26 protein-coding genes are annotated in these 24,804 nt (G+C 66.9%); 11 read left to right on the top strand and 15 right to left on the bottom strand.

Going from position 1 to position 24,804, the window contains the following annotated elements; translation table 11 throughout:
* Positions 1–37: 37 nt before the first annotated feature.
* On the top strand, positions 38–1,648 hold the full coding sequence (locus HUW43_RS06160; RefSeq protein WP_188236554.1) for a spinster family MFS transporter: 1,611 nt from the start codon (positions 38–40) through the stop codon (positions 1,646–1,648).
* 4 nt (positions 1,649–1,652) lie between these two features.
* Here the strand turns inward: HUW43_RS06160 and HUW43_RS06155 are convergent, their stop codons facing one another.
* From HUW43_RS06155 to HUW43_RS06135, 5 genes are all read right to left on the bottom strand, one after another.
* Positions 1,653–2,237 (bottom strand): superoxide dismutase family protein, encoded by a 585-nt coding sequence (locus tag HUW43_RS06155; protein ID WP_223181325.1) that lies wholly within the window; start codon positions 2,235–2,237, stop codon positions 1,653–1,655.
* A 312-nt stretch (positions 2,238–2,549) separates the two neighbouring features.
* A complete protein-coding gene (locus HUW43_RS06150) occupies positions 2,550–2,975 on the bottom strand; it encodes an ExbD/TolR family protein (RefSeq protein WP_188236553.1) in 426 nt (141 codons plus the stop codon).
* A 31-nt stretch (positions 2,976–3,006) separates the two neighbouring features.
* On the bottom strand, positions 3,007–3,528 hold the full coding sequence (locus tag HUW43_RS06145) for an ExbD/TolR family protein (protein WP_011541116.1): 522 nt from the start codon (positions 3,526–3,528) through the stop codon (positions 3,007–3,009).
* Positions 3,529–3,631: 103 nt separating this feature from the next.
* A complete protein-coding gene (locus HUW43_RS06140) occupies positions 3,632–4,447 on the bottom strand; it encodes a MotA/TolQ/ExbB proton channel family protein (RefSeq protein ID WP_188236552.1) in 816 nt (271 codons plus the stop codon).
* A gap of 59 nt (positions 4,448–4,506) precedes the next feature.
* The gene (locus HUW43_RS06135; protein WP_188236551.1) at positions 4,507–5,160 is read right to left on the bottom strand and encodes an energy transducer TonB; all 654 of its coding nucleotides are present in this window, start codon (positions 5,158–5,160) and stop codon (positions 4,507–4,509) included.
* 350 nt (positions 5,161–5,510) lie between these two features.
* Between HUW43_RS06135 and HUW43_RS06130 the strand changes: the two genes are divergently transcribed.
* Both HUW43_RS06130 and HUW43_RS06125 read left to right on the top strand, forming a co-directional pair.
* Entirely contained in the window at positions 5,511–6,320 is an 810-nt protein-coding gene (locus HUW43_RS06130; RefSeq protein ID WP_223181324.1) for a hypothetical protein, read from the top strand.
* 127 nt (positions 6,321–6,447) lie between these two features.
* On the top strand, positions 6,448–7,767 hold the full coding sequence (locus HUW43_RS06125; protein ID WP_188236604.1) for a homoserine dehydrogenase: 1,320 nt from the start codon (positions 6,448–6,450) through the stop codon (positions 7,765–7,767).
* Here the strand turns inward: HUW43_RS06125 and HUW43_RS06120 are convergent.
* A complete protein-coding gene (locus tag HUW43_RS06120; RefSeq protein WP_317450829.1) occupies positions 7,764–8,159 on the bottom strand; it encodes a hypothetical protein in 396 nt (131 codons plus the stop codon). The genes HUW43_RS06125 and HUW43_RS06120 overlap by 4 nt on opposite strands.
* Positions 8,160–8,288: 129 nt before the next feature.
* Between HUW43_RS06120 and glpX the strand changes: the two genes are divergently transcribed.
* From glpX to HUW43_RS06105, 3 genes are all read left to right on the top strand, one after another.
* Complete coding sequence (gene glpX / locus HUW43_RS06115; protein ID WP_188236603.1) at positions 8,289–9,260, top strand: class II fructose-bisphosphatase; 972 nt, start codon at positions 8,289–8,291, stop codon at positions 9,258–9,260.
* 87 nt (positions 9,261–9,347) lie between these two features.
* Positions 9,348–11,648 (top strand): DNA topoisomerase IV subunit A, encoded by a 2,301-nt coding sequence (parC, locus tag HUW43_RS06110; RefSeq protein WP_188236548.1) that lies wholly within the window; start codon positions 9,348–9,350, stop codon positions 11,646–11,648.
* Positions 11,649–11,737: 89 nt separating this feature from the next.
* Positions 11,738–13,420, top strand: a complete 1,683-nt coding sequence (locus HUW43_RS06105; RefSeq protein ID WP_223181323.1) for a putative bifunctional diguanylate cyclase/phosphodiesterase — start codon at positions 11,738–11,740, stop codon at positions 13,418–13,420.
* Here the strand turns inward: HUW43_RS06105 and HUW43_RS06100 are convergent.
* The 5 genes from HUW43_RS06100 to HUW43_RS06080 form a co-directional block, all read right to left on the bottom strand.
* Positions 13,393–14,589, bottom strand: a complete 1,197-nt coding sequence (locus HUW43_RS06100) for a CCA tRNA nucleotidyltransferase (RefSeq protein WP_188236546.1) — start codon at positions 14,587–14,589, stop codon at positions 13,393–13,395. The genes HUW43_RS06105 and HUW43_RS06100 overlap by 28 nt on opposite strands.
* Positions 14,586–15,170, bottom strand: a complete 585-nt coding sequence (locus tag HUW43_RS06095) for a CoA pyrophosphatase (RefSeq protein WP_188236545.1) — start codon at positions 15,168–15,170, stop codon at positions 14,586–14,588. Before HUW43_RS06095 ends, HUW43_RS06100 begins: the two co-directional genes overlap by 4 nt.
* Positions 15,170–15,754 carry a DUF1285 domain-containing protein gene (locus HUW43_RS06090; RefSeq protein ID WP_188236544.1) on the bottom strand — a complete coding sequence of 195 codons (585 nt, stop codon included), beginning with the start codon at positions 15,752–15,754 and terminating at the stop codon, positions 15,170–15,172. Before HUW43_RS06090 ends, HUW43_RS06095 begins: the two co-directional genes overlap by 1 nt.
* Before the next feature lie 225 nt (positions 15,755–15,979).
* The gene (locus HUW43_RS06085; RefSeq protein WP_188236602.1) at positions 15,980–16,417 is read right to left on the bottom strand and encodes a hypothetical protein; all 438 of its coding nucleotides are present in this window, start codon (positions 16,415–16,417) and stop codon (positions 15,980–15,982) included.
* Entirely contained in the window at positions 16,417–16,818 is a 402-nt protein-coding gene (locus HUW43_RS06080) for a hypothetical protein (RefSeq protein ID WP_188236543.1), read from the bottom strand. The genes HUW43_RS06085 and HUW43_RS06080 overlap by 1 nt, the downstream gene beginning before the upstream one ends.
* Between HUW43_RS06080 and HUW43_RS06075 the strand changes: the two genes are divergently transcribed.
* Complete coding sequence (locus tag HUW43_RS06075; RefSeq protein ID WP_188236542.1) at positions 16,795–17,496, top strand: NRDE family protein; 702 nt, start codon at positions 16,795–16,797, stop codon at positions 17,494–17,496. The genes HUW43_RS06080 and HUW43_RS06075 overlap by 24 nt on opposite strands.
* Before the next feature lie 64 nt (positions 17,497–17,560).
* Here HUW43_RS06075 and infC read toward each other — a convergent pair whose 3' ends face one another.
* Positions 17,561–18,097: a translation initiation factor IF-3 gene (gene infC, locus HUW43_RS06070; protein WP_188236541.1), complete on the bottom strand. Its 537-nt coding sequence runs from the start codon at positions 18,095–18,097 to the stop codon at positions 17,561–17,563.
* Positions 18,098–18,267: 170 nt separating this feature from the next.
* Positions 18,268–19,404 (bottom strand): penicillin-binding protein activator, encoded by a 1,137-nt coding sequence (locus HUW43_RS06065; RefSeq protein ID WP_188236601.1) that lies wholly within the window; start codon positions 19,402–19,404, stop codon positions 18,268–18,270.
* 76 nt (positions 19,405–19,480) lie between these two features.
* Between HUW43_RS06065 and rsmI the strand changes: the two genes are divergently transcribed.
* The 4 genes from rsmI to HUW43_RS06045 all read left to right on the top strand — a co-directional run bounded on the left by rsmI (position 19,481) and on the right by HUW43_RS06045 (position 22,536).
* On the top strand, positions 19,481–20,341 hold the full coding sequence (gene rsmI / locus HUW43_RS06060; RefSeq protein WP_188236540.1) for a 16S rRNA (cytidine(1402)-2'-O)-methyltransferase: 861 nt from the start codon (positions 19,481–19,483) through the stop codon (positions 20,339–20,341).
* Positions 20,338–20,688 carry a YraN family protein gene (locus HUW43_RS06055; protein ID WP_188236539.1) on the top strand — a complete coding sequence of 117 codons (351 nt, stop codon included), beginning with the start codon at positions 20,338–20,340 and terminating at the stop codon, positions 20,686–20,688. The genes rsmI and HUW43_RS06055 overlap by 4 nt, the downstream gene beginning before the upstream one ends.
* Positions 20,689–20,747: 59 nt before the next feature.
* Entirely contained in the window at positions 20,748–21,701 is a 954-nt protein-coding gene (gene gshB / locus HUW43_RS06050) for a glutathione synthase (RefSeq protein WP_188236538.1), read from the top strand.
* Between the two features lie 226 nt (positions 21,702–21,927).
* Complete coding sequence (locus HUW43_RS06045; protein WP_188236537.1) at positions 21,928–22,536, top strand: DedA family protein; 609 nt, start codon at positions 21,928–21,930, stop codon at positions 22,534–22,536.
* A 69-nt stretch (positions 22,537–22,605) separates the two neighbouring features.
* Here the strand turns inward: HUW43_RS06045 and HUW43_RS06040 are convergent, their stop codons facing one another.
* The gene (locus tag HUW43_RS06040; RefSeq protein WP_188236536.1) at positions 22,606–23,499 is read right to left on the bottom strand and encodes a tyrosine-type recombinase/integrase; all 894 of its coding nucleotides are present in this window, start codon (positions 23,497–23,499) and stop codon (positions 22,606–22,608) included.
* 109 nt (positions 23,500–23,608) lie between these two features.
* Positions 23,609–24,754, bottom strand: coding sequence for a radical SAM family heme chaperone HemW (gene hemW, locus HUW43_RS06035; protein ID WP_188236535.1), 1,146 nt, complete (start codon positions 24,752–24,754; stop codon positions 23,609–23,611).
* Between the last annotated feature and the right edge of the window lie 50 nt (positions 24,755–24,804).

Here is a 24,804-nt window from a genome sequence, read left to right as displayed (position 1 = left end):
TTCGCAACAGATAGATGGTCAGGGAGAGGGTTGCCATATGGCCGATGCCGCGAGCGAAAACAGCATGTCCGGTGCATCGGCACCCACCGAACCCAAGGCCACCGCATATAGCTGGTATGTGCTGTCGGTGCTGGTGATCGTCTATATCCTCAATTTCATCGACCGGCAGATCATCAGCATCCTCGCCGTCGACATCAAGGCCGACCTGCAGCTCAGCGATTCGGACATGGGTTTCCTCGGCGGCGCGGCTTTTGCCGTCTTTTACGCGCTGTTCGGCATCCCGCTCGGCCGCCTTGCGGACAATTGGAGCCGTGTGAAGCTGCTGTCGATCGGCCTGTCCCTGTGGTCGGCGATGACCGCGGCGTCGGGCTTCGCCTATGACCGGCTGACGCTGACGCTGGCGCGCATGGGGGTCGGCGTCGGCGAAGCGACCGCGAGCCCGACCGCCTATTCGCTGATCTCCGACTATTTCCCGAAAAGGCAGAAGGCGACGGCGCTCGCCATCTATTCGTCGGGCCTTTATCTCGGCGGCGGCGTGTCGCTGTTCATCGGCGCGGTGATCGTCGAAAGCTGGAACAATGCCTATCCCGCGGGCGGGCCACTGGGGCTCGTCGGCTGGCAGGCGGCCTTCCTGGCGGTCGGCATCCCCGGCCTGCTGCTCGCGCTGTGGGTCGCCAGCCTGCGCGAGCCGGTGCGCGGCGCGATGGACGGCGTGCCGACGCAAAGTTCGCCGACGCCGTTCCGCGCGTTCGGCAGGGATCTGTCAATGATCGTGCCGCCGCTCACCCTCTATGGCGCGTGGCAGCGCGGGCCCGCGGCGCTCGCGATCAACGTCGGCGTCGCGGCCGCGCTCGCCGCCTTTGCCTGGTGGATGATCGAACTGACGGGCAATCTGCCACAATGGTCGGCGGTCGCGCTCGGCTATTATGCGGTCTTTTCTTGGGCGAGCACGCTGCGCGCCAATGATCCCGCGACCTTTCGCCTGATCTGGGGCACGCCCGCGTTCATCTGCACGACGCTCGGCTATGGTCTCGTCGCGCTTGCCGCCTATGCGCTCGCTTTCTGGTCGGCGCCCTATGCCGAAGTCGTGCTGGGACTGCCCAAGCAGCAGCTTGCCTCGATCCTCGGCGCCAATGGCGCGCTCAGCGGCTTCATCGGCGTCATCATCGGCGGCCGCGTCGCCGACGCGCTGCGCGCGCGCCACCCCGCGGGGCGCATCTGGATGATCCTGTTCGGCGTCGTCGCGCCGATCGTCCCGATCTGGATCGGTTACACCACCGAAAATGCCGCGCTTTTCTATATGATGAACTTCCTCGCCGGGCTGTTTGGCGCCGCCGCGCTCGGCGCGGCAGCGGCGACGACGCAGGATCTGGTGCTGCCGCAGATGCGCGGCACCGCGACCGCGGCCTTCTTCCTTGGCACGACGCTGATCGGCCTGTCCTTCGGCCCCTATATGGTCGGACAGATATCGGACCTGACGGGCACCATCGTGAACGGCCAGCTGGTCGGCAATCTGCGCGTCGGCATATTGTCGCTGATCGGGGTTGCGCCGGTCGCCGTCGCGCTGCTGCTTTATGCCTATCGTGCGCTGCCCGAGGCGGAGGCGACGCTTGTTGAGCGGGCGGCCGCCGCGCGCGGCGACGGCTGACCGGTCAGCCGCCGACCGTCGGCGCGCCCGCAACGATCACGCCGCACGCGACGCGCCCGCCGCTGTTGCCGCTGGGGTCGGTCCGGTAATCATCGGGACCGGCGTGAATGACGAAGGCCGCGCCGTCGGCGTCGAGCAGGCCGCCGTCGCCTTCAAAGCGTGAACCGACCATGCGCAGCGTCGCACGCCCGATCTGGTCGGGCTCGACCACCAGGTTGGGCAGATCGCCATGATGTGCACCCATCGGATTATCGCGGCCGTGCTGAACCCCCGTCGGGTTCCAGTGTGCGCCCGCGCTCGTGAAATCGGGCGGCCTGCACTGGCCGACGGCATGGACATGCATGCCATAGGTGCCGGGCCCGAAACCGCGCGCAACCAGTTCGATGCGCAGACCGCTGGCGTCGCGATAAATGTCGGCGCGGCCGCGGTCGGCGCCGCTCGCGTCGTAAAGCTGGGCATGGGCATCGGGCGGCGGCAGCGTCGTCGTCGGCGTCTTGCCGCCCATCCCCGCGCAGCCCGCGAGGAGCAGCGCACACGCGACGGCGCCACCGTGGGCCAGAAACTGTTTGTGCTGCGAACCGATCGTCATGTGACTGCTCCCTGCTATCCTGTCGGGATCAGAACGCCGTAGCGGCGCGTTTCGATCCCCAGCCACGATGCCGCTTTTTGGAACAGCTTCCAAGGGCATAGTGGCGCGCAGCTTGCGGTCAGGGCATTTCATCGTCGCACGGGGCGGCCGCGATCCGGCGGGCGCCGGGCGACTTTCGACCTGCGGGGGGGCGATTGTCCAAACGGCCAGCGTCCGCTTGCGGTCGGTTTCCGACCTGGTCAGCCGCCATGGCAAAGGGGCCGCGAATCGCTTCGCGGCCCCCGTTTTGCCATGCGGCGCTGATGTCAGAAATCAGAAGACGCGGGCATATTGTTCGTTGCCGACAAAGCCGAGCTTGCCGACGCCGCTGCGCTTGATCACCGCCATGACATTGTCGACGACGATATAGCGGGCATAGGGGTCGGGCTGAACCTGCAGTTCGGGTTCGACCGGCAATGCCTTGGTCTGTTCCAGATATTGCGCAAGCTGCGCCAGATCGACCGGCGTGCCATTCCAGGTGATCGTCCCCGCACGGTCGATCATCACCTTGTTCTTTTCGGGGTCGACGTTGCTCTGACTGTCGGTCGGGACCGGCAGGTCGATCTTCACCGCGTGAGTCTGGACCGGGATGGTGATGATGAACATGATGAGAAGCACGAGCATGACGTCGATAAGCGGCGTCGTGTTCATGTCCATCATCGGTTCATTCTCGTCCCGTTCGCCAACTGACATGGACATTGGTTATTCCTTCATATCTGGGCGGAACGCCTTAGAGGCGGCCCACCGTGCCCGAGCCAGGAGCCGGTTCCGAAATGAACCCGATCTTCTGGAAGCCGGCATATTGCATCGTGTAGATCACGCCGCCGATGCACTGGTACGGCGTGTTGACGTCGCCGCGGATATGCACTTCGGGGAAGTTTTCTTCGGTGATGTTCTGCGGCCCGCCGATATCTTCGAGCAGCTTTTCCAGCTTCGCCTGTCCGCGTTCGAGCAACTGCCGCGAATCGACCGGGGTCTGACCCCAGTAAACTTCGCATGCCGTGCTTTCCGGGTTGGGCAGGCCATCGCCATCGGTGTCGGCCGAGCGGATCGACAGCAGCACATTTTCAGGCTTCGTCGTCGTCGGTTCAAAGACCACGTCGGGCAGCTCAAGCTCCACCGTCTCCAACACCACGGGGACCGTGATGAGGAAGATGATGAGAAGCACGAGCATGATGTCCACGAGCGGGGTCGTGTTGATTTCGGACATCGGGGCGTCTTCGCCGCCCTTGTCGCCTACACTCATCGCCATAGGATTAGCATCCTGTCACAAAATTATCTGTCATGGACGGCGAACAGGGCCGTCCAGCGGACCCCGCCCACCCCGGAAGGCGGGCGGGGATCCAGGAGCCGAATCAGGCTTTCTTCGGCGCGGCGGCCGGGGCAGCGGCCTTTGCCACCGTCGGCGACGCCGGCTTCACCTGGCCGTTCGACATGATCGAACCGAGAACGTCGTTCGAGAAGATCGACAGACGGCGGGCAATCATCTTGTTGCGGCTCTGGAGCCAGTTGAACGCGAGCACCGCGGGAACCGCGACGATCAGACCGATGGCCGTCATGATGAGCGCTTCGCCGACCGGACCGGCGACGGTGTCGATCGACGCCTGACCCGATGCGCCGATCTTCACCAGCGCGCGCAGAATGCCGATAACGGTACCGAACAGCCCGATGAACGGCGCGGTCGAACCGACAGTCGCAAGGAAGGCGAGGCCGCTGTTCAGTTTCGAATTGATGTGGTTCTGCGAACGTTCGAGCGTGCCGTGCATCCAGTCATGCGCTTCGACGGGGTCGGTCAGCTTGTTATGCTCCTCATTCGCGCGGAGGCCGTCTTCGACGACCTGGCGATAGGCGCTGTTCTTTTCCAGCTTGGAAACGCCATCGGCAAGCGTCGGCGCGCGCCAGAAGGTAGCGTCGACGGTCTTGCCCTGGTTGATCACCTTGTTCTGTTCGAACAGCTTGGTGAACAGGATGTAGAGCGTCCCGACAAACATGATGAGCAGGATGAGGAAGGTGAGCTGCGAAACGACGCCGCCCTCGCACAGCGCGGGAACCAGACCATAGGGGTTCTGGCCTTCTTCCTTCACGCACATGGAAGCGGGCATCAGGCTGAGGCCTGCGTCGTGAGCGGCGGCCGGCGCCGCAGCGGCGGCGTTTGCGATCAGATTAAACATACTGGAAATTCCCTCTCAAAGAATTTGTTCAAATCGAAAATGGTTAGGATCGCGTCAGATCAGCGGGGGATCTGCCAACGGATACGATTGCTGTATGAGCCCCCTGTCGGATTGCCCGCGCGGTCCTTGCCCGGATTGAACCGGGCGCGGCGCGTGATCAGCTTGCAGGTTTCGGCATCGAGGTCGGCGTGCCCGCTCGACGAGGTAATGTCGCACGAGGTAACGCGGCCATCGGCCCCATAGGTCACACGGAATCCGGTCGTGCCTTCGCGTTCTTCGCGCATGGCGCGCGCCGGATAATCGTCGTTCGTCGCCCAACGCGCCGGGTTGCCGCGCGGCGAGCCGGCCTCGCTGAGGTCGGGCGCCGGGGGCGCCGGGGGCGCGGGCGGCGTGAACACGGGCGGCGGCGGCGTCGGCGGCGCCTTCGGCACCGACTGAATCGTGTTCGTCGTGACCGGCGGCGGGATCGGCGACGGCGGCGTCACCACCGGCGGCGGCGGCGGCAAGACATTGTCCGGCGGCGGCGGCGGCGGCGGTTCCTCCGGCGGCGGCGGCTCTTCAACGTCCACCACGTCCAATTTTTCGGCGATCTTCTTGACGATGCTGATGTTCAGGCCGTTGACCAGGCCGTAGCCCAGAACAGCGGTGAACAGACCGACCAAGACGATTGCCACTACCCTGTTTTTAGGGTCGACACTATCACCATAAGCCATTCAGGGACGACGCTCCTTGCTAGATCATCCTGACACCAATTCCAACCATCGGGACGGTTGCCAAATGCCCGGATGATTTCCGATGCGCTTTCACAGACCCGACGGCACTGCATCCGGCATATTATGTTCTCGCCGGACACTTCGCGCCCGTCCTATCGCGGTGGCGGCACATTCGCAAACCCTTTATCAGCGGTTAATGTGCCCTGTCCCATGATGGGGTTTCCGACACCGATACCGGTGTCACCGACGATGCGAAAAAAATGGAAAGAGGATCGACCATGCGCCTCCCCCACGCCGTCTTCATCGCCGGCGCTCTGACGCTAACCCTTGGAATCCCCGGTGTTTCGGCGATGCAGACAAACGAACCGGCCACCGGAACCAGTCCCTATAGCTATGCCGACATCGCCGACCTTGCCACCGCAGCGCCGATCGTGCTGCACGCGCGCATCCACCGCGCCGCGGCGCTGAAAGCCGAGCGCGCGCCCGGCGTCGCGCCCGCCCACACGCGATTCTATGTGGAGGCCGACGTCGTGCGCCTGATTCGCGGGAACGATCCCCTGGCTGCCCGAATCTCCTATCTGGTCGACTTGCCGAACGACGCGCGCGGCAAGCCCGCGAAGCCGAAGCGCAAGCAGCCGGTCCTGCTCTTTGCCCGCCCCGTCGCGGGCGCCGCGGCGGGAACGAACGACACGGGCAGCGTCCAGCTGGTCGCGCCCGACGCGCAGCTTCCATGGGATGCAGCGACCGAGGCGCGACTGCGCGCGATCCTGACCGAGCTCGTCAAACCGGGCGCTCCGCCCGCGATCACCGGCATCGCCAACGGTTTTCACGTCCCCGGCACGCTGCCCGGCGAGGGCGAGACGCAGCTGTTCCTGAATACAGCCACGGGAGAACCCGTATCGCTGACGGTGCTGACCGCCGCCGACGGGTCGCGGCGCTGGGCCGCGGCTTTCGGCGAGATCGTCGACGGGTCGGCGGCGGTGCCCGCGCGCGAAACGCTCGCCTGGTATCGCCTCGCCTGCGGCCTGCCGCGCCGGTTGCCGCTGGGCAAGCTGGCGGGCACCGCGCCCGCGGATCGGCAAAAGGCGGCGTCGGATTATGCCGTGGTGCTCGGCGCGCTCGGCGAATGCACGCGAACGCGCAAGCCACCGGAGGGATAAAGCCAGGGGGTAAAGATCGGCTTCGGCGCGCGAAAGGCGCAGCAGGCTTGTCTCCAGCGGAAAAGCCGATAGGGCGGCGGCCATGACGGGGGCTGCCCCCGCAAGCCTTTGCCTGGAGTTTTCGATCATGTCGTCCCCTGTCGCCCCGCCCGCCGCCCGCCCGCCGCTGCGCGTCGCGCTTGCCGGGATCGGTGTCGTCGGCGGGGGCGTCGTGCGGCTGCTCGAGGCGAATCGCGCACTGATCGCGCGGCGCGCGGGTCGGCCGATCGAAATCGTCGCGGTGTCGGCGCGCGACCGGCACAAGGACCGCGGTATCGACCTGTCCCCCTATCGCTGGGAAGACGATATGGACGCGCTGGTCGCGGCGGGCGACGTCGATGTCGTCGTCGAGATGATCGGCGGCGCCGACGGATCGGCGCTGACGCTGGCGCGCCGCGCGCTCGGCGCGGGCAAGGCGCTGGTCACCGCGAACAAGGCGATGATCGCGCATCACGGGCTGGATCTGGCGCGAATCGCCGAGGAAAAGGACACGCCGCTGAAATATGAAGCCGCGGTCGCGGGCGGCATTCCCGTCATCAAGGCGATCCGCGAAGGCGCGTCGGCGAACGAGATCGCGCGCGTCTATGGCATCCTCAACGGCACCTGCAATTATATACTGACCCAGATGGAACGGAATGGCGCCAGCTTCGCCGACGCGCTCGCGGCCGCGCAGGCCGAGGGCTATGCCGAAGCCGACCCGACCTTTGACGTCGACGGCATCGACGCCGCGCATAAATTGTCGATCCTCGCCGCGCTCTGTTTCGGGACGCGGCTCGACATCGGCGCGGTGGCCGCCGAGGGCATCCGGGGCCTGATCGCCGCCGACATCCGCGAGGCCGAAGCGCTCGGCCACCGCGTCCGCCTGATCGGCATGGCCGAACGGGGGGCGACCGGCCTGTATCAGCATGTCCAGCCGTGCCTGGTGCCCGCCGACCATCCGCTCGCCTATGTCCCCGGCGCGCTCAACGCCGTGGTCGCCGAGGGCAATTTTGTCGGCCGCCTGTTTTTCGAGGGCGCGGGCGCGGGCGCCGGGCCGACCGCCTCCGCGATCGTCGCCGACATCATCGACATCGCGCGCGACGAATATGGCCCCGCCTTTGCGATGCCCGTCGATGCGCTCGACGCCGCGCCCGCCGCCGATGCCGGCGCGCGCGTCGGCAAACATTATGTCCGCCTGATCGTCGAGGACCGGATCGGCGTGCTCGCCGAAATTGCGGCGGCGATGCGCGATGCCGGGGTGTCGATCGAAAGCCTGATCCAGCGCGGCAGCGAGGATGGCGACGGCGTCGTCATCGTGCTGGTGACCCATGAAGGCCCGGCCAGCGCAATCCATGCGGCGCTCGCGGCGCTCGGCGCGTCGGAGCATGTGGTCGGCGCGCCGATGCACATGCCGATACTGGCGCTTTAGGGCGCTTCCCCTGCGGGCGCGGGCGGCGGATCGCCCGCATCGGGATCGGTGCGCTCCTTCGCCATTTCGTAAAGCGCATTATATTCGGGGCCGGGTTTTCCCCGACCGCCGATCGAGACCCAGTTATAGGGCAGCTTGTCGAGGCTCATTGCCCGCGCTTCGGCGCGCGGCAGCTTCGGCGACGCCTCGCCGCCGACGCCCGCTATCGCGCGCAGTTCGGGGGTCAGCCGGTGGCGTTCGGTGTCGGTGCCGCAGACGGTGATCGTGCCGTCGTCGGCAGGCTTGCAGCGCCGGACCGGGTCGACAAGCTCCCTGGCATTGGCGATCGCGCTTTCGGCATCGCGCGGCGGCGGCGGCGCGGGCGGCCCCTGCACCTGCGCCCCCGCCGTCACGGGGATGACGCACAAGAGCGCGAAAGCCGCCGCGAATCGGACGAAGCATTCTCGACAAGCGGGGCGGCGGGCCATATGGCGCCCACCATGCCGAAGGGGCGCAGCAAGTAAAGACGGAGAGTGGCGGAGATGACGAAAAGCGGCAGCAACCTCGACCGGGTGCTCGTGCTCGAAATGGTGCGCGTCACCGAAGCCGCGGCGATCGCCGCCGCCAGGCTGATCGGCCGCGGCGACGAGAAAGCCGCCGACGCGGCCGCCGTCGAGGCGATGCGGAGCGCCTTCAACACGCTCTATATGGACGGCACGATCGTCATCGGCGAGGGCGAGCGCGACGAGGCTCCGATGCTGTATATCGGCGAAAAGGTCGGCAACGCGCCCGGCAAGGGGCCGAAGATCGACATTGCGGTCGACCCGCTCGAAGGCACGACGATCACCGCCAAAGCCGGTCCCAACGCGCTCGCGGTGCTCGCGATCGCCGAGGAAGGCTGCCTTTTGAACGCGCCCGACGTCTATATGGACAAGCTGGCGGTCGGCCCCGGCTATTCGCCGGACATCATCGGGTTCGACAAGAGCGTGCAGGAGAATGTCGCCGCGGTCGCGCGCGAAAAAGGCGTCGCACCCGAAGAGATTATCGTGTGCGTGCTCGACCGCCCGCGCCACGAGGCGATCATCGCCGAACTGCGCGCGATCGGCTGCGGCGTGGCGCTGATCCCCGACGGCGACGTCGCCGGGGTGATCGCGACGACCAACCCCGACACCAATATCGACCTCTATATGGGGTCGGGCGGCGCGCCCGAAGGCGTGCTCGCCGCCGCGGCGCTGCGCTGCGTCGGCGGCCAGTTCAAGGGGCGCCTCCTGTTCCGCAACGACGACGAACGGCTGCGCGCGAAAAAATGGGGGATCGACGATCTCGACCGCGTCTATGATCTCGACGACCTGGCCAGGGGCGACGTGATCTTCGCCGCGACGGGGGTGACCGACGGGTCGCTGCTGCGCGGCGTGAAGCGCCGCCGCGGCGGCGTGCTGACCACCGAAAGCGTCGTCATGCGCGCGTCGTCGGGCACCGTGCGCTGGGTGCGCGGCGAGCATCGCGCGGGCTGACCCTTTGCGGGCGCTCTTGCGGCCCGTTCGGGCGCGCCGACGCAAGGCTTTGCCTTGGCGCGCCAGCCTTGCTATCGGCGGCCGACAATGGCCAGCACAATCGACGATCTTCCCCCTTCCGAACCCGGCACCAGCATCGATACCCCGTTCGACAGCGCGCTGTCCCAGCGCTATCTCGTCTATGCGCTATCGACGATCACGGCGCGCTCGCTCCCCGACCTGCGCGACGGGCTGAAGCCCGTCCACCGCCGCCTGTTGTGGGCGATGCGCGCGATGCGGCTCGACCCGGGCCAGGGTTACAAGAAGTCGGCGCGCGTCGTCGGCGACGTCATCGGCAAGTTCCACCCGCACGGCGACACCGCGGTTTACGACGCGATGGTCCGCCTCGCACAGGATTTTTCGCTCCGCTATCCGCTTGTCGACGGTCAGGGCAATTTCGGCAATATCGACGGCGATAATGCCGCTGCCTATCGCTATACCGAGGCGCGGCTGACGCGCGTTGCCATCGACCTGATGGCGGGGCTGGACGAAGGCACGGTCGATTTCAGGCCGACCTATAATGGCGAGGATGAAGAGCCCGAGATCATGCCCGGCCTCTTCCCCAACCTGCTCGCCAATGGCGCGAGCGGGATTGCGGTCGGCATGGCGACCAACATCCCGCCGCACAACGCGGCCGAAGTGATCGACGCCGCACTGCTGCTGCTCGACAATCCGAAGGCCGAGCTTTCGGACCTGCTCACCCATGTAAAGGGCCCCGATTTCCCCACCGGCGGCATCGTCGCCGACAGCGCCGAAACGATCGCGCAGGCCTATGAAAGCGGGCGCGGCAGCTTTCGCGTCCGCGCGCGCTTTTCGACCGGCAAGGATGCGGGCGGCCAATGGGAAGCCGGCGGGGTCGAGAAGCTGTCCGGCGGCACCTGGCAGCTCGTCATCAGCGAAATCCCCTATGGCGTCGCCAAGGGCAAGCTGATCGAACAGATCGCGCAGCTGATCGCCGACAGGAAACTGCCGATCCTGGAGGATGTCCGCGACGAAAGCGCCGAGGATATCCGCATCATTCTGGTGCCCAAGAGCCGCAACGTCGACCCCGAAGTGCTGAAGGACAGCCTCTATCGGCTGACCGACCTCGAAAGCCGCTTCGCGCTCAATCTGAACGTCCTCGACGCGACGCGCACGCCGAAGGTGATGGGGCTGAAACAGTTGCTCGCCGAATGGCTCACGCACCAGATCGTCGTGCTCGTCCGCCGCGCGCAGCACCGGATCGCGAAGATCGACGATCGGCTGGAGCTGGTTGCCGGATACATTATCGCCTTTCTGAACCTCGACCGGATCATCGAGATCATCCGCACCGAAGACGAACCCAAGCCGGTGATGATCGCCGAGTTCGAGCTGACCGACCGTCAGGCCGAGGCGATCCTCAACATGCGCCTGCGGTCTTTGCGCAAGCTGGAGGAAATGGAACTGAAGCGCGAGCAGGCCGATTTGACCGCCGAGCGCGAGGATCTGGCCCGGCTGGTCGAGAGTCCCGCGCTGCAACGAAAGCGGTTGCGCGCCGACCTCAAGAAGCTCAGCGACGTCTATGGGCTCGAAACGCGGCTTGGTGCGCGGCGCACGACGATCGCGGAAGCCGCTCCGACGCGCGAGATTCCGCTCGACGCGATGATCGAAAAGGAACCGGTGACGGTGATCCTGTCGAAGCGCGGCTGGATTCGCGCGCAGCGCGGCCATGTCGCGGAGAGTCAGTGGAGCGAGTTCAAGTTCAAGGAAGGCGACGAGCTGCTCTTTGCCGCACACGCGCAAACGACCGACAAGCTGTTGATCGCGGCAAGCGACGGGCGTTTTTTCACCGTCGGCGCCGACAAATTGCCCGGCGGGCGCGGATTCGGCGAGCCGCTGCGGCTGATGGTCGACATCGACCCCGACGCACGCATCGTCGCGATGCTCCCCGCGAGCGCCGAGGGCCGCCTGCTGCTCGCTTCGACGAGCGGACATGGTTTCATCGTCCAGACGGACGACGTCACCGCCGAGACGCGCAAGGGCCGCAACGTCGTCAACCTGAAGCCCAGGGCGACGCTTGCGGTCGTGCGCCCGGTCGCGCCCGGCGACGACAGCGTCGCGGTCGTCGGCGAGAATCGCAAGCTTGTCGTCTTTCCGCTGGCCGAAGTGCCGGTGATGGGGCGCGGCCAGGGGGTGATGCTGCAACGCTATCGCGACGGCGGCCTGTCCGACGCGGTGAGCTTTGTCCTGGCCGACGGGCTTAGCTGGACGATGGGCGGCGACAGCGGCCGCACGCGCACCGAAACCGATCTGGCGCCGTGGCGCGTCGCGCGCGGCGCGGCGGGACGGATGCCGCCGACCGGATTTCCGCGCAACAATCGCTTCGACTGAGCGCAAAAGCGCGCTGCCGTAAATCCCTTCTTTACTCCCCATAGCCTAGGCATGGGTAAATGGGGAAAGGTCGCACAAAACCCGCTGTCATGCCTATTGATCGAACCGGCGAAGACCGGCCTTTGCTGTTTGTCGGCTGGATCGACGCGCTGCCGGTGCCGGCCGCGCTGGTCAGACCGATGACGCGCGGCAATTTCCGCCTTCACGCAAGCAACGCCGCTTTCGACCGGCTGAACCTGTCACCGGTCGGCGCCGACGCGCCGATCGAGCTTGTGCGCGCGGTCGAACGCGCATCGCAACAGTCGGGCGAGGTGCAGGAGTTTTCGTGCCAGCTCGGCGAGGGACCGGCAGCGCGCGACCTGCGCGGACATATCGGCCCGTTGCCCAACGAAACGGACGACGACGGGCTTTATCTGCTGACGCTGATCGATCGCACCCAGGAAATGATGACCGAGCGCAACCTGCGCCGCGAACTGGTGTCGGACAGCCTGACCGGCCTGCCCAACCGCGCGGGGTTCGAGGAACTGGTCGAACAGCGCGCGTATGGCGAAGCGCCCGGCGCCGATCATGCCGTGCTGCTGCTCGACCTTGCACGTTTTTCGCGCATCAACGAACATATCGGCCCAATGGCGGGCGACGAGCTGATCATCACCGTCGCGCGACGGCTGAAATCGAGCCTGCGCAGCGGCGATATATTGGCGCGCACCGGGGGCGACGAGTTCGCAATTTCGACGCGAATCGTCGGCGGACGCGCCGATGTGCGCGAAATGGCGCGGCGCATCCGCGGCTGTTTCGATCATCCGTTCCGCATCGGCGAACTGAAGGTCAGCGTCGATTGCGCCCTTGGCTGTTCGATCCTGCCGACCGACGAAATCGACGTGGCGAATCAGATCCGTCACGCGCAGATCGCACTCAAGCGCGCGAAGCAGACCGATCGCATCGAAATCTATGAACCCGAAGCGGCGATGCTGTCCGACAACCGCTTCGGACTCGAAACCGAACTGCGCAACGCGATCGAGGAGGATCGGCTGCACCTCGCCTTTCAGCCGCTTGTCGAGATGGCGACGGGGCGCGTCGCGGGGTTTGAAGCGCTCGCGCGCTGGGACAATGGCGTCGGTGTCGCGGTGTCGCCGACCGAGTTCATCCCGATCGCCGAGGATTCGGGGTTGATCGTCCCGCTCGGCCAATGGGCGATCGGCAAGGCGGCGGCGGTGCTCGCCGACTGGGACCGGCAGAACGGCGGACAGGTCGTCAACGCCTATTTCTCGGTCAATGTCTCGGCGATCCAGCTGGTGCGCGACGATGTTGCCGGGGTTGTGCGGCAGGCGCTCAAAAAAAACGGTATCGGCGGCGAACGGCTGATGATCGAACTCACCGAAAGCGCGATCATCGGCGATCCCGACCTGGCGCTGTCGGTGCTGCGCGAACTGAAGGCGCTCGACGCGCGCGTCGCGATGGACGATTTCGGCACCGGCTATTCGAATCTGGCCTATCTGCAGCGGCTGCCGATCGACGTGCTCAAGATCGACCGCAGCTTCGTCGAACATATGGTCGACGACCGCGACAAGGTGGCAATCGTCCGCACGATCCAGAGCCTCGCCGAAGTGCTGGGGATGAAAACGACCGCCGAGGGGGTCGAGACGACCGATCAGGCGCGGCTGCTCTCGGCGCTCGGCTGCGATTTCGGGCAGGGATATTTGTTCGCGCGGCCGATGGATGGCGATGCCGCGCTCGACTATTGGCGTCAGTCGCTCACGCGACCGATCTTCTGATCGACCAGTTCGACGACGCGCGCGGGGCCGGGAAAATCCTCCGCCACCCACGCCGCCTCGACCGCCTTCAGGATGCGCGCCACTTCCGGCCCCGCGGCGATGCCGCGCGCGACGATGTCGCCGCCTTTGAGCGGCAGCGCCGGAACCTGCCAATCGGCCAGGGCAGCAAGCGCCGCGGGGTCGCCCGCGAGCAGATGCACGTCGCGCGCCGCATCGATGCCGATCGCGTGCGCGAGCTGGCGCGCCGGGCGCACGACATCATGGCGATGGCCGCCGAGCGCGGCGAGATGCTTGCGCTGGCGCGTCGACAGGCGCAACCGGCTCGCCACCTGTTCGGCGATCGCGGCATCGGCAGGAAGCAAAGCGGCGAGGCGGCGGAGCGGGGCGGGCGCGATGCCCGCCGCGGCTTCGTTCGCGAGCAGCCGGTCGAGCGTCGCGGCAAAGCCCGTGTCGAGTTCGGGCAGCAGCACCGCGAAGATGCCGTCGCCGTGCATCTGCGCGACGATCGCGCGCGGATCGGGGAGCGCCAACAGCTTGGTGAGCTCGTCGGCGATGCGCTCGCGCGACAGGCTTTTGAGCGACTGGCGCGCGGCGACGACCGCGGCATGGCTTTCGGGGTCAAGGTCGCCGCGTCCGAAGCGCGCGGCAAAACGATAGAAGCGCAGGATGCGCAGATGATCCTCGGCAATGCGTGTCGCGGGGTCGCCGATGAAGGCGACGCGGCCAACCGCAAGATCGGCGAGGCCGCCGAACCAGTCGTCGACCTCTCCCGTATCGGGGTCGGCATAGAGCGCGTTGATCGTGAAATCGCGCCGCGCGGCGTCGTCGCGCCACTCCTCGGCAAAGGCGACCGTCGCGCGGCGGCCATCGGTCGCGACGTCGCGGCGCAGCGTTGTAATCTCGTGATGGTCGCCGCTGGCGATCGCGGTGACGGTGCCGTGGGCGATGCCCGTCGGGATCACCTTGATCCCCGCCGCCTCTAGCCGCCGCGTCACTTCCTCCGGCACCAGCGGGGTCGCAAGATCGACGTCGGTGACGTCCAGACCCAGCAGCGTGTCGCGCACCGCGCCGCCGACGACCTTGACCGCGCCGCCATCGGCCGCAAGCGCGGCGACGACGCGGCGCAGCCCCGGCCGCTCGCGCCATGGGGCGCCGGGCAGACGCGTCACCGGTGCCACCCCGCGGGCAGGCGCCGCGCCAGATTGACGATGATGCCCGCGGTCACGCCCCAGATCCGCCGTCCCTGCCAGTCCATGTCATAATAATGCCGGTCCTGTCCCTGCCAATGCGCCTGCTGGCGCGCATAATTGTCGGGGTCGAACAGGATGTCGAGCGGCACCTCGAACCAGTCCTCGACCTCGTCGGGATTGGGATCGAGCGGTAGGTCGGGCGGGATGACGCCAAGCACGGGGGTGATGCGATAGCCGCTGCCCGACCGATAGGGTTCGGTAACCCCCGCGATCATCACGTCGCGGCGGCTGAGGCCGATCTCCTCCTCCGCCTCGCGCAGCGCCGCGTCGATCGCGTCGCGATCGCCGGGATCGATCTTGCCGCCCGGAAAGGCGACCTGCCCCGCGTGGCTGCGCAACCATTGCGGCCGCTGGGTCAGGATGACTCCGGGGTCGGGACGGTCGGTGAAGGCAATGAGCACCGCGGCATCGCGCAGCGTCGGCGTGCCCAGATAGGCTTCGTCCTCGCCCGGTCCGGGGAGCAGATTGGCAAGCGCATCGCGCAATTTGGCGGAAAGCATCAGCGGTCGACCAACGGAAATTGCGCGCCGTTCGACCAGATTGCGAGCGGATCGCCGCCCTCCGCCAGCGCGATGTCGGCAAGTTCGTAATAGAGCGTCCGGTTGATCCGCGCCTCGAGCCCGTTGCCGATCGCGCCGCGCACATGCAGTCGCGGGTCGGGATGGTCGGGGTCGCGGCCGAAGCAGAGCGGGTGATCGGCGCCCGCGAGTATCAGGTCGTCAGTGTCGAGGCGAAAGATGATCTTGCGCGTGGCGCCGGTGCCTTCGCTCTTCATCTCGACCGCGCGAAAGGGCGTGTCCTCGACCGCGATGACCAGCTTTTCGGCCGGGGTGACAAGAACATGGCTGCCGTCGGGCTCGCGGCGAAGGATCGTCGAGAAAAGTTTGACCATCGCGGGCCGGTTGATCCGCCCGCCTTCATGGTACCAGCTGCCGTCGGCGCGGATTTCCATCGCGCTGTCGCCGGTGCGGTCGGGGCGCCAGCTTTCGACCGGCGGCAGCTTCCGCGCGGCGAGCCGTTCGGCGGCCTCGGCCAACGAAAGCTGCGAAAAATCCCTGGGGAGCGTGGGCGCAATGCTGACCATCCCCCCGACATAGGAATGTGCGGGCACAAGTAAAGCCGCAGCTGGAGGAACGGGATGGAGACTATGGCCAAGGGCCATGCCGCGCGACCGATGGAGAACGCCGGTTTTACGGCGCGATCAGGCCGCCCGGACCGATGCCCGACCATGGAGACGGCCGGTGGTGGAGATTTCCTGTCCTTATATCTTCGTCATTCCCGCGAGGGCGGGAACGACCAGCCGACCTATTCAGCGCAGCACGCCATTCGCCGCCTGCGCGCGCGCATAAAGGAACAGCGCGATCAGTATCGCCCAGATCACCGCGGTAAAGATCATGGGGAACGTCCCGAACATCCGTTCCAGCTCGCCATAATGCATCCCGAACTGATAGATGCTGCTGATCGCCAAGCCGACGAGCGACAACAGAAAGGCGGCCACGGCATGGCGGCTGCGCGCGAGCAGCAGCGCCGATCCCAGCACCGACCCCCACACCCCCAGCGCCCAGCCGACATTGGCCCAGAGCGGAAAATTATAGAAATACGCCTGCTGTTCGGGCGTGAACGCCGCCATATAGTCCGGATTCTTGAGCTTGGTCATGACATAGTCGAACGCGCCAAAGGCGTTCCACAGCAACGACACGATCCCCACCACCCACAGGTGCCAGGGCGTCCTGACGGCATCGGTCATCATCCTCTCTCCCCCCTCCAGCAAGATCGGGCGAAACTATCACGCTTCGCCGTCGCCAGCAACATGGTGATATAGTCGCGCAACACAGCAAAGTTGCAGTCGAAATAGCCGATGTTGCAAAAGGTGCGCGCCCGCATCGCCGCGCCTTCCATCACCATCGGCACGAGTTCGCCGAGTGCCTTTGCGTCGGTGCCGGGCGGCGTGCGGCCGAGGGCCGCGTCGAAACAGCGCGCGATCGCCGCGGACCAGTTGGCGAAGTTCGCCGCCATCAACGCGCGCACCACCGGGTCGGGCTGGTGGATTTCGAGCGCGAGGCTGTCGATCGGGCGGCCATCGAAGACTTGGCAAGACTTCCGATCGACCCGATATGGGCACGCATGTGCGTCGTCGCCCTTGCCCACCGCGTCCATCCCGAATGGCCGCTCATCCTCATCGGCAACCGTGACGAGTTTCATGCACGCCCCGCCGCGCCGCTCCATGCGTGGAACGACGGCAGTGGCATTGTCGCGGGGCGCGATCTTCGGGCGGGCGGCACGTGGCTGGGTATCCACAGCCAGAGCGGCCGCGCCGTCGTCGTGACCAATGTTCGCGGCGCGATGCCCGACCCGGCGAAGGAGTCGCGCGGCGCGCTCGTGACCGATCTGCTGCGCGGGCAAGGCCGCTTCGCCAACCCGGCGGCGGCCGACCTCGACCGCTTCAACGCCTTCAACCTGTTTGCGATTGGCCCCGGCGGTCCGCACCGTTTCACCAACCGCCCGCGGCCGCAGATTTCAAGTCTTGCGCCGGGCGTCCACGCGCTCGCGAACGAACCGGTCGACCGCCCCTGCCCGCGCGCAGAGCGGCTGCGCGCTGCGCTCGCGGCGGTGGTGGCGACGGGCGGTGATCCCGAAGGGCTGCTCGACACGCTGACGGCGGACGGCAACCCGGCGCTGTTCCTGATGGGCGACGTTTATGGCACGCGCGCCTCGACCCTGATCGCTGTGGCGGCGAACGGCGCAGCCCGGATGGTCGAGCGCCGATATGAAGCGGGCGGCCGCCCCGGTGGAACGACCGCCCTCGATTTTCGGATCGGCGAATGACCTCGTCGTCCCTGCGAAGGCGGGGCCGCCATCGCGGGGTGACGGTCCCTGTTTCGCCTGACGCCTATTTCGGGGCCAGCACCATCAGCATCTGACGGCCTTCGGTGCGCGGGTGCGCCTCGATCTTCGCGACCTCGGCGGTCAGTTCGGCGACGCGCTGGAGCACATTCAGGCCAAGCTGGGTGTGGCTCATCTCGCGGCCGCGGAACCGCATGGTCATCTTGACCTTGTCGCCTTCCTCGAGGAAGTCGAAGACCTTCTTCATCTTCACATCGAAATCATGGTCGTCGATGTTCGGACGCATCTTGATCTCCTTGATCTCCTGCGTCTTCTGGCTCTTGCGGGCGAGGTTCGCCTTTTTCTGCGCCTCATATTTATACTTGCCGACGTCGAGGAACTTGCACACCGGCGGGTCGGCGTTGGGGGACACTTCGACAAGGTCGAGCCCGACCTCGGCCGCCTGTTCAATCGCTTCGGCAGTCAGCATTACGCCCAGATTTTCGCCTTCCTCGTCGATCACGCGGACTTTGGGGGCGGCGATGAATTCATTGTATCGCGGGCCGTTCTTCGGCGGCAGCGGCGCCATCGGGCGACGGGTCATGGGCGGGCGTATAGCTGTATCTCCTTGATCGTTTCACAGGCGCGCGCGACATCAAGTCGCGACACGGCCGCTGTTCATATAGTGATCGCGGCGCCGCCGTAAAGGTGGCGCTGGCAATCCGGCGCGGCTTTTCGGCCGACTGTGGCCGCGCAGCCACTACCTCCCTGCGCTCACCATTTGGTCGGCGCCGGGTCGATGACGCGAAAGCCCCCGGCACCGATCTCGCTCACCTCGAGCGCGCGCTCGGCAATGCCGCGATTGTTGAAACGAAAAATGCCGTCGATGCCGCCGAAGCCGTCGGCGGCAAGCAGCCGGTTCACCGGGAAACCGGTGCCCGGTTTCCAGTCGCGCGCGATCCGAACGGTCAGCAGCACCGAATCATAACCCAGGCTGGCAAGCCGGTACGGCGCGCGGCCGAAGCGCGTGCGATATTTGGTCGCGAGCTGGCCATAGAGGCCGTCGGAGACGCTCGCGAACCACGCCCCGCGCATCGCCGCATTGCCGCCGAGCGACGCGTCGGTGTTCCACAGTTCGGTGCCGAGAATCTGGCGCGCGCCCGCGCCCTTGATCACCGGAACGGCGCGAATGGCATTGCCGCCGCTGTCGGCGATCAGCACCGCGTCGATCGCGCCCGCATTGGCCAGCCGCCGCGCCGCGCCGGTCAGCGCGGCGGCGCTGCGGTCATAGCTTTCGAGCGCGACGAGCGTGCCCCCCGCCTTGGCCACCGCGGCGCGGAAGGCCGCCGCCGAGCGGTCGCCATAGACATTCCTGGGCACCAGCGCGCCGAAGCGCTGATGCCCCCTGGTGCGCGAAAAGGCGACGATGCGCTCGACCGACTGGCCGGGGACGAACCCCATGATGAACACGCCATTGCCCGCAACGCTCGTGTCGTTCGAAAAGCTGAGCACGGGGATTTTCGCGCCGCGCGCGATCGGCGCGACCGCGGCGACATCTTCGCTCAGCAGCGGCCCCAGGATCAGCTTGTTGCCGTCGGCAACCGCCTGACGCGCCGCCGCGGCCGCGCCGAGCGCCGTGTCATAGGTGGTGATGCGCACACGCTCGGTGCGCGAATCGAGCAGCGCCATCGTTGTCGCATTGGCGATCGCGGTGCCGACATCGGCGTTGGGGCCGGTCTGCGGGACGAGCAGCGCGACGCGGTGACGGTCGGTGTCGGTGGGCAGGCCGGGGCCGACGGTTTCGCCCGGATCACTCGGCGGCGGCGGAGTCGCCGGTCCGCCGGTCTTTGGCACGACCTGGCATGCGGCGAGCAGCCCCGCCAGCGCCACGGCGCCCAGCCCGCGCAGCATGTGCCGACGCGACGACGCATCGTTCCGGCGCGCGCCGTCATAGCAGTTTGGAGCAGTTTCTGCCATTTTCGGCGCCATGCCAGATTCGACCATCTCAGATTCTCCCTTGCCCGGTCTCTATATCGTCGCGACCCCCATCGGCAACCTCGGCGACATCGGCGCGCGCGCCGCGGCGACGCTGGCGTCGGCCGACCTGATCGCGGCGGAGGATACGCGCGTCACCGCCAAGCTGCTGACGCACCTTGGGCTGCGCGTGCCGATGACCCCCTATCACGACCATAGCGACGACCGCACCCGCGCCGCGCTGGTTGCGCGCATGGCGGAGGAGGTCGTCGTGCTGGTGTCGGACGCCGGAACCCCGCTGATTTCGGACCCCGGTTACAAGCTGGTGCGCGACGCGCGCGCGGCGGGGCGGCACATAACCACCCTGCCCGGCCCCTGCGCGGCGATCGCCGCGATCACCCTGTCGGGGCTGCCGAGCGACCGTTTCCTCTTCGCGGGCTTCCTGCCCAACAAGGCCAAGGCCCGCGCCGACACGATCGCCGAGTTCGCGGGGCTTCGCGCCACGCTGGTCTTTTACGAAAGCGGCCCGCGCCTTGCCGCGGCGCTGACGGCGCTCGCCGCCGGACTCGGCAATCGCGAGGCGGCGGTCGCACGGGAAATGACCAAACTTTACGAGGAATGCGTGACCGGCCCGCTCGCCGAGCTCGCCGCGCGCTATCAAAATGCCCCGCCCAAGGGCGAGATCGTCATCGTCGTCGGCCCGCCGGGCGACGCCGTCGCCGAGGACGCCGACGACGCGACGCTCGACGCCGCGCTGCACGACGCAATGGCCGACAGCCCCGTCGCGCAGGCGGCGAAGGCGGTGGCCAAACGCTTCGGCCGCGACCGCCACGAAATCTATGCCCGCGCGCTCGCGCTCAAGGATCAGGCTTGACCCGCGCCACCGCCGAAGCGCGCGGCCGCATGGCCGAGCGCCGCGCCGCTTGGTGGCTGCGCCTCCACGGCTGGCGCATCCTGGGCAAGCGGCTGCGGGTTCCCGTCGGCGAAGTCGACCTGATCGCGCGTCGCGGGCGCACGGTCGCCTTCATCGAGGTCAAATGGCGCGACCGCGCCGCCGACCTGGACCTGGCGATCGACCAATATCGCCTGCGCCGCGTCGCTGCGGCGGCGGAAATGCTGCACCCGCGCTTCGCCCGGCCGCACGACGCCATACGGATCGACGTGATGCTGCTTGCACCGCGGCGCCTGCCACGCCATCTGATCCACGTCTGGCAGCCGTGACGCTTGCCCGAATGGTTCAGCCATCTCCTGAAGGAGGAGGGCTTGAGAAGGATAGAATGATGACCCTGCGCGCCGCGGTGCAAATGGACCCGATGGACAAGATCAACATCGGGGGCGACAGCAGTTTCCACCTGATGCTGAAGGCGCTCGAACGCGGTTATGACCTTTATCATTACGATGTGCGCGGGCTGACGTGGGAGGCCGGGCGGCTGACGACAAGGGCGCATCGCGTGGTCGAGGCAAAGCGCGAGCCGGGCGATCATTATCGCTTTGGCGATTCCGTCACGCTCGACCTCGGCCGCGACGTCGATGTCGTGCTGATGCGGCAGGATCCGCCCTTCGACCTCGGCTATCTCACCGGAACCTGGCTGCTCGAACGCATCCGCGACGAAACTTTGGTGGTCAACGATCCCGTGTCGGTGCGCAACGCCCCCGAAAAGGTCTTCGTGCTCGATTTCCCCGAATATATGCCGCCGACGATGGTGACGCGCGATCTTGACGCGGTGAAGGATTTTCAGTCGCGTCACGGCGCCATCGTCATCAAGCCGCTGCACGGCAACGGCGGCAAGGCGGTGTTCCGCATCGACGCCGACGGCAGCAACCTCGGCGCGCTCGTCGAGCTGTTCGGACAGGTGTGGCCCGAACCCTTCATGGTCCAGCAGTTCCTGCCCAGCGTGCGTGAGGGCGACAAGCGCATCGTCCTCGTCGATGGCGAGGTCGCGGGCGCGATCAACCGCAGGCCCGGCGAGGGCGAGTTCCGATCGAACCTCGCGGTCGGCGGCTATGCCGAAGCGGCCGTGCTGACCCCGCGCGAGCAGGAAATCTGCGCCGCGCTTGGCCCCGCGCTCAAGGAACGCGGGCTGATCTTTGTCGGCATCGACGTCATCGGGGGCGAATGGCTGACCGAAATCAACGTCACTTCGCCCACCGGGATCGTCGCCATCGACCGCTTCAACAACAGCGACACCGCCGGCATGATCTGGGACGCGATCGCGCGGCGGATCGGCCGATAATGAACGCCGTCGCCCGCCCACCCGCCCCCTTTGAAGGGGAAGGCAGCGAGACTTGCCAGCTTGCTGGCCTGATCGCAGCGGAGAGGGCGCGCTTTCGACGGGACAAGACCGCGCAAGGACGCGGCCGCACGCTCATCCAACTTTGCCTGGCCGCTTCGCGGCAAGGCTCCATAGCCTTCTCCCGTCAAGGGACAAGGACCAGCGACGACAGGAAACCGCATCTCCCATGACCGAATTCATCCTCGATCTCATCCACTCGTGGGGCTATTTCGGCATCGCGATCCTGATGTTCCTCGAAAATGTGTTCCCGCCGATCCCGTCAGAGGTCATCATGAGCCTCGGCGGCGTGATGGTCGGGCAAGGACGCTTCGATTACTGGACACTGGTTGCTTTCGCGGTCGCGGGCACCACGCTCGGCAACTGGGTGTGGTACTGGATCGGCCGCTGGTACGGCTATGAGCGGCTGAAACCGCTCGTCGACCGCTACGGCCGCTGGCTGACGCTCGACTGGGACGAGGTCGAAAAACTGCACGACTGGTTCATCCGCTATGGCTCAGGCATTGTCTTCGTGATGCGCTTCATGCCGATCGCGCGAACGATGGTGTCGCTGCCCGCCGGAATGGTCGCGATGAACCAGGCCAAGTTCCTGGTCTGGACCGCCGCCGGTTCGACGATCTGGATCGCCGCGCTCGCCGGCGCGGGCAGCTGGTTCGGCCGCCAGTTCGCCGAGGTCGAACGCTTCATCGGCCCCGTCGCGCTGATCGCCATCGGCTCGATCATCCTGCTCTACATCTATCGCGTCGTGACGTGGAAGCCAAAGGTGCGCCAGGATTGATCGCCGCCGTCGCGACAGCGACGCTCTATCGGAACGCGGCATCGCAATCCCAAAGCCGGTCCTTGCGGGTCACTCCGCGCGCGGATGCGCGCTGCGGTATATGTCGAGCAGGTGCGCCGCATCGACGGCTGTATACACCTGTGTCGAGGCAAGGCTTGCGTGACCGAGCAGTTCCTGCAGGCTGCGCAGGTCGGCACCGCCCGCCAGCAGATGCGTCGCGAAGCTGTGGCGCAGCGCGTGCGGCGTCGTCCGATCGGACAGCCCCAGCGCGCGCCGCGCCGCGCGCACGCTGGCGCGCACCACCCCGGGCTGGAGCGGCCCGCCGCGCGCGCCGAGGAACAGCGGCGTCTGTTTCGCGATCGGATAAGGGCACGCCGCGACATAACGTGCCACCGCCGCCGCGACCGCGGGCAGGACCGGGACGATCCGCGTCTTGTTTCGCTTGCCGGTGACGCGCAGCGTATCGCCGAGCGGCAGCGCAGCGCCGGTCAGCGTCAACGCCTCACCGATGCGCAGGCCCGCGCCATAGAGCAGCAGCAGCAGCGCGAAATCGCGCGCGCCGACCCAGCCTTCGCGCGCGTTGTGCTCGACGTCCTGCGCCAATTGCATGGCTTGGGCGGGCGCAACCGGGCGCGGCAGGCCTTTTTTGACGCGTGGCCCGCGCATCTGCGGGACGCTGGCGCCCGATCCGCCGACAAAGCGCAGGAAGGTGCGCAGCGCGCTGAGTTCGCGCGCCGCCGACGCATTGCCCAGCCCTTCGGCCCGGCGGTCGGCCAGAAAGGCGCGCAGGTCGTTGGGGGTCAGCGCCTTCAGCATCGCCGCATCGACCGCGCCGCCGCGATGCCGCGACAGAAAGGCACAGAAGCGCCCCGCCGTCGCGATATAGGCGCGGCGCGTATGCTCCGACCGGCGCTGCTCATGCGCCAGATGGGCGTCCCAGTCGCGGATCAGATGTTGCGGCAACCCATGTCCCCATTCCCGCTCGCATCGAGCGAAGTCGAGAGGTCCATCAGCGCAGCGCAAGATCGAGGGGTGTCTCGACTTCGCTCGACACGAACGGACCAGGGGCAAGCTAGTGGGTTTTGACCACTTCGGAAAGGATCGAGTCGAGCAGCAGGATTCCCGCATCGGTGACGCGCAGCCGGTCGCCATCCGCGACCATCAGGCCCTGCCGCGCCAGCCGCGTCGCCGCGCCCGCATCGACAAACGCCTCGCGCCCCAGCCCGCACCGCGCCTCGATGCGCGCCAGATCGACGCCTTCGCTCAGCCGCAGCCCCATCAGCATCGCCTCCGTCGCGCGCTCGTGCGCGGGCAGGTCGCTTTCGACCTTCAGCCCGTGGCCGTTGCGCGTCACCGCGGCGATAAAGTTTTCGGGCTTCCGGTGCCGCTCGGTCGCCTGCGCGAGCCGCCGCCCGTGCGCCCCCGGCCCGACCCCCGCATATTCGCCATAGCGCCAATAGGAGAGGTTATGTCGGCTCTCTTCGCCCCGCCGCGCATGGTTCGACACTTCATAGCGCGGCAGGCCCGCGGCGCGCGTCATCGCCTGCGTGGCATCGAACAGGTCGGCCGCGGCGTCGCCGTCGGGAATCACCAGCTCGCCCCTTGCCGCGAGCGCCCAGAAACGCGTCCCCGGCTCGATGGTCAGCTGATAGAGCGACAGATGGCCGGTGCCAAAGCCGAGCGCGTCCGACAGTTCGCCTTCCCATGCCGCCAGCGTCTGCCCCGGCCGTGCATAGATGAGGTCGAAGCTGACGCGCGGAAAATGCTCCTGGGCCACCGCGATCGCCCGCCGCGCCTCATCCTCGCTGTGCGCGCGGCCCAGAAATGCAAGCACGTCCGCGTCAAAGCTCTGGACGCCAACCGACACGCGGTTGACCCCCGCCGCCGCCAGATCGGCAAAGGCCGCGACTTCGACCGAATTGGGGTTCGCTTCGAGCGTGATCTCGCAATCGTCCGCCAATCCCCAGCTTGCGGTGGCTTCGGCGATCACCGCCGCGACTGTCGCCGGCGGCATCAGGCTGGGCGTCCCGCCCCCGAAAAAGATCGACGTCACGGTCCGCCCCGGCAGCAACGCCGCCTCGTGCCGCAAATCGGCGATCAGGGCGGCGCGCCACGCATCCTGATCGACCGCGTCGCGAACATGGCTGTTGAAGTCGCAATAGGGGCATTTGCTGACGCAAAAGGGCCAGTGGATATAAAGGGCAAGCGTTTCGGACATGAAAATGATATAGGCTCAATTCGATGCGATGGCACGTCGCACCCGCGCAG

It is taken from the genome of Sphingopyxis sp. LK2115, from assembly GCF_014595975.1.
Lineage (GTDB): Bacteria > Pseudomonadota > Alphaproteobacteria > Sphingomonadales > Sphingomonadaceae > Sphingopyxis.
This window is presented reverse-complemented; position numbering and strand designations above follow the sequence as displayed.

What these genes read in the sequence shown, in the direction of transcription:
- HUW43_RS06160 (WP_188236554.1), top strand. Translation starts at nt 38, where the DNA reads ATGGCCGATGCCGCGAGCGAAAACAGCATGTCCGGTGCATCGGCACCC.
- HUW43_RS06155 (WP_223181325.1), bottom strand. Translation starts at nt 2,237, where the DNA reads ATGACGATCGGTTCGCAGCACAAACAGTTTCTGGCCCACGGTGGCGCC.
- HUW43_RS06150 (WP_188236553.1), bottom strand. Translation starts at nt 2,975, where the DNA reads ATGTCCATGTCAGTTGGCGAACGGGACGAGAATGAACCGATGATGGAC.
- HUW43_RS06145 (WP_011541116.1), bottom strand. Translation starts at nt 3,528, where the DNA reads ATGGCGATGAGTGTAGGCGACAAGGGCGGCGAAGACGCCCCGATGTCC.
- HUW43_RS06140 (WP_188236552.1), bottom strand. Translation starts at nt 4,447, where the DNA reads ATGTTTAATCTGATCGCAAACGCCGCCGCTGCGGCGCCGGCCGCCGCT.
- HUW43_RS06135 (WP_188236551.1), bottom strand. Translation starts at nt 5,160, where the DNA reads ATGGCTTATGGTGATAGTGTCGACCCTAAAAACAGGGTAGTGGCAATC.
- HUW43_RS06130 (WP_223181324.1), top strand. Translation starts at nt 5,511, where the DNA reads ATGCAGACAAACGAACCGGCCACCGGAACCAGTCCCTATAGCTATGCC.
- HUW43_RS06125 (WP_188236604.1), top strand. Translation starts at nt 6,448, where the DNA reads ATGTCGTCCCCTGTCGCCCCGCCCGCCGCCCGCCCGCCGCTGCGCGTC.
- glpX (WP_188236603.1), top strand. Translation starts at nt 8,289, where the DNA reads ATGACGAAAAGCGGCAGCAACCTCGACCGGGTGCTCGTGCTCGAAATG.
- parC (WP_188236548.1), top strand. Translation starts at nt 9,348, where the DNA reads ATGGCCAGCACAATCGACGATCTTCCCCCTTCCGAACCCGGCACCAGC.
- HUW43_RS06105 (WP_223181323.1), top strand. Translation starts at nt 11,738, where the DNA reads ATGCCTATTGATCGAACCGGCGAAGACCGGCCTTTGCTGTTTGTCGGC.
- HUW43_RS06095 (WP_188236545.1), bottom strand. Translation starts at nt 15,170, where the DNA reads ATGCTTTCCGCCAAATTGCGCGATGCGCTTGCCAATCTGCTCCCCGGA.
- HUW43_RS06090 (WP_188236544.1), bottom strand. Translation starts at nt 15,754, where the DNA reads ATGGTCAGCATTGCGCCCACGCTCCCCAGGGATTTTTCGCAGCTTTCG.
- HUW43_RS06085 (WP_188236602.1), bottom strand. Translation starts at nt 16,417, where the DNA reads ATGACCGATGCCGTCAGGACGCCCTGGCACCTGTGGGTGGTGGGGATC.
- HUW43_RS06075 (WP_188236542.1), top strand. Translation starts at nt 16,795, where the DNA reads ATGTGCGTCGTCGCCCTTGCCCACCGCGTCCATCCCGAATGGCCGCTC.
- infC (WP_188236541.1), bottom strand. Translation starts at nt 18,097, where the DNA reads ATGACCCGTCGCCCGATGGCGCCGCTGCCGCCGAAGAACGGCCCGCGA.
- HUW43_RS06065 (WP_188236601.1), bottom strand. Translation starts at nt 19,404, where the DNA reads ATGCTGCGCGGGCTGGGCGCCGTGGCGCTGGCGGGGCTGCTCGCCGCA.
- rsmI (WP_188236540.1), top strand. Translation starts at nt 19,481, where the DNA reads ATGCCAGATTCGACCATCTCAGATTCTCCCTTGCCCGGTCTCTATATC.
- gshB (WP_188236538.1), top strand. Translation starts at nt 20,748, where the DNA reads ATGACCCTGCGCGCCGCGGTGCAAATGGACCCGATGGACAAGATCAAC.
- HUW43_RS06045 (WP_188236537.1), top strand. Translation starts at nt 21,928, where the DNA reads ATGACCGAATTCATCCTCGATCTCATCCACTCGTGGGGCTATTTCGGC.
- hemW (WP_188236535.1), bottom strand. Translation starts at nt 24,754, where the DNA reads ATGTCCGAAACGCTTGCCCTTTATATCCACTGGCCCTTTTGCGTCAGC.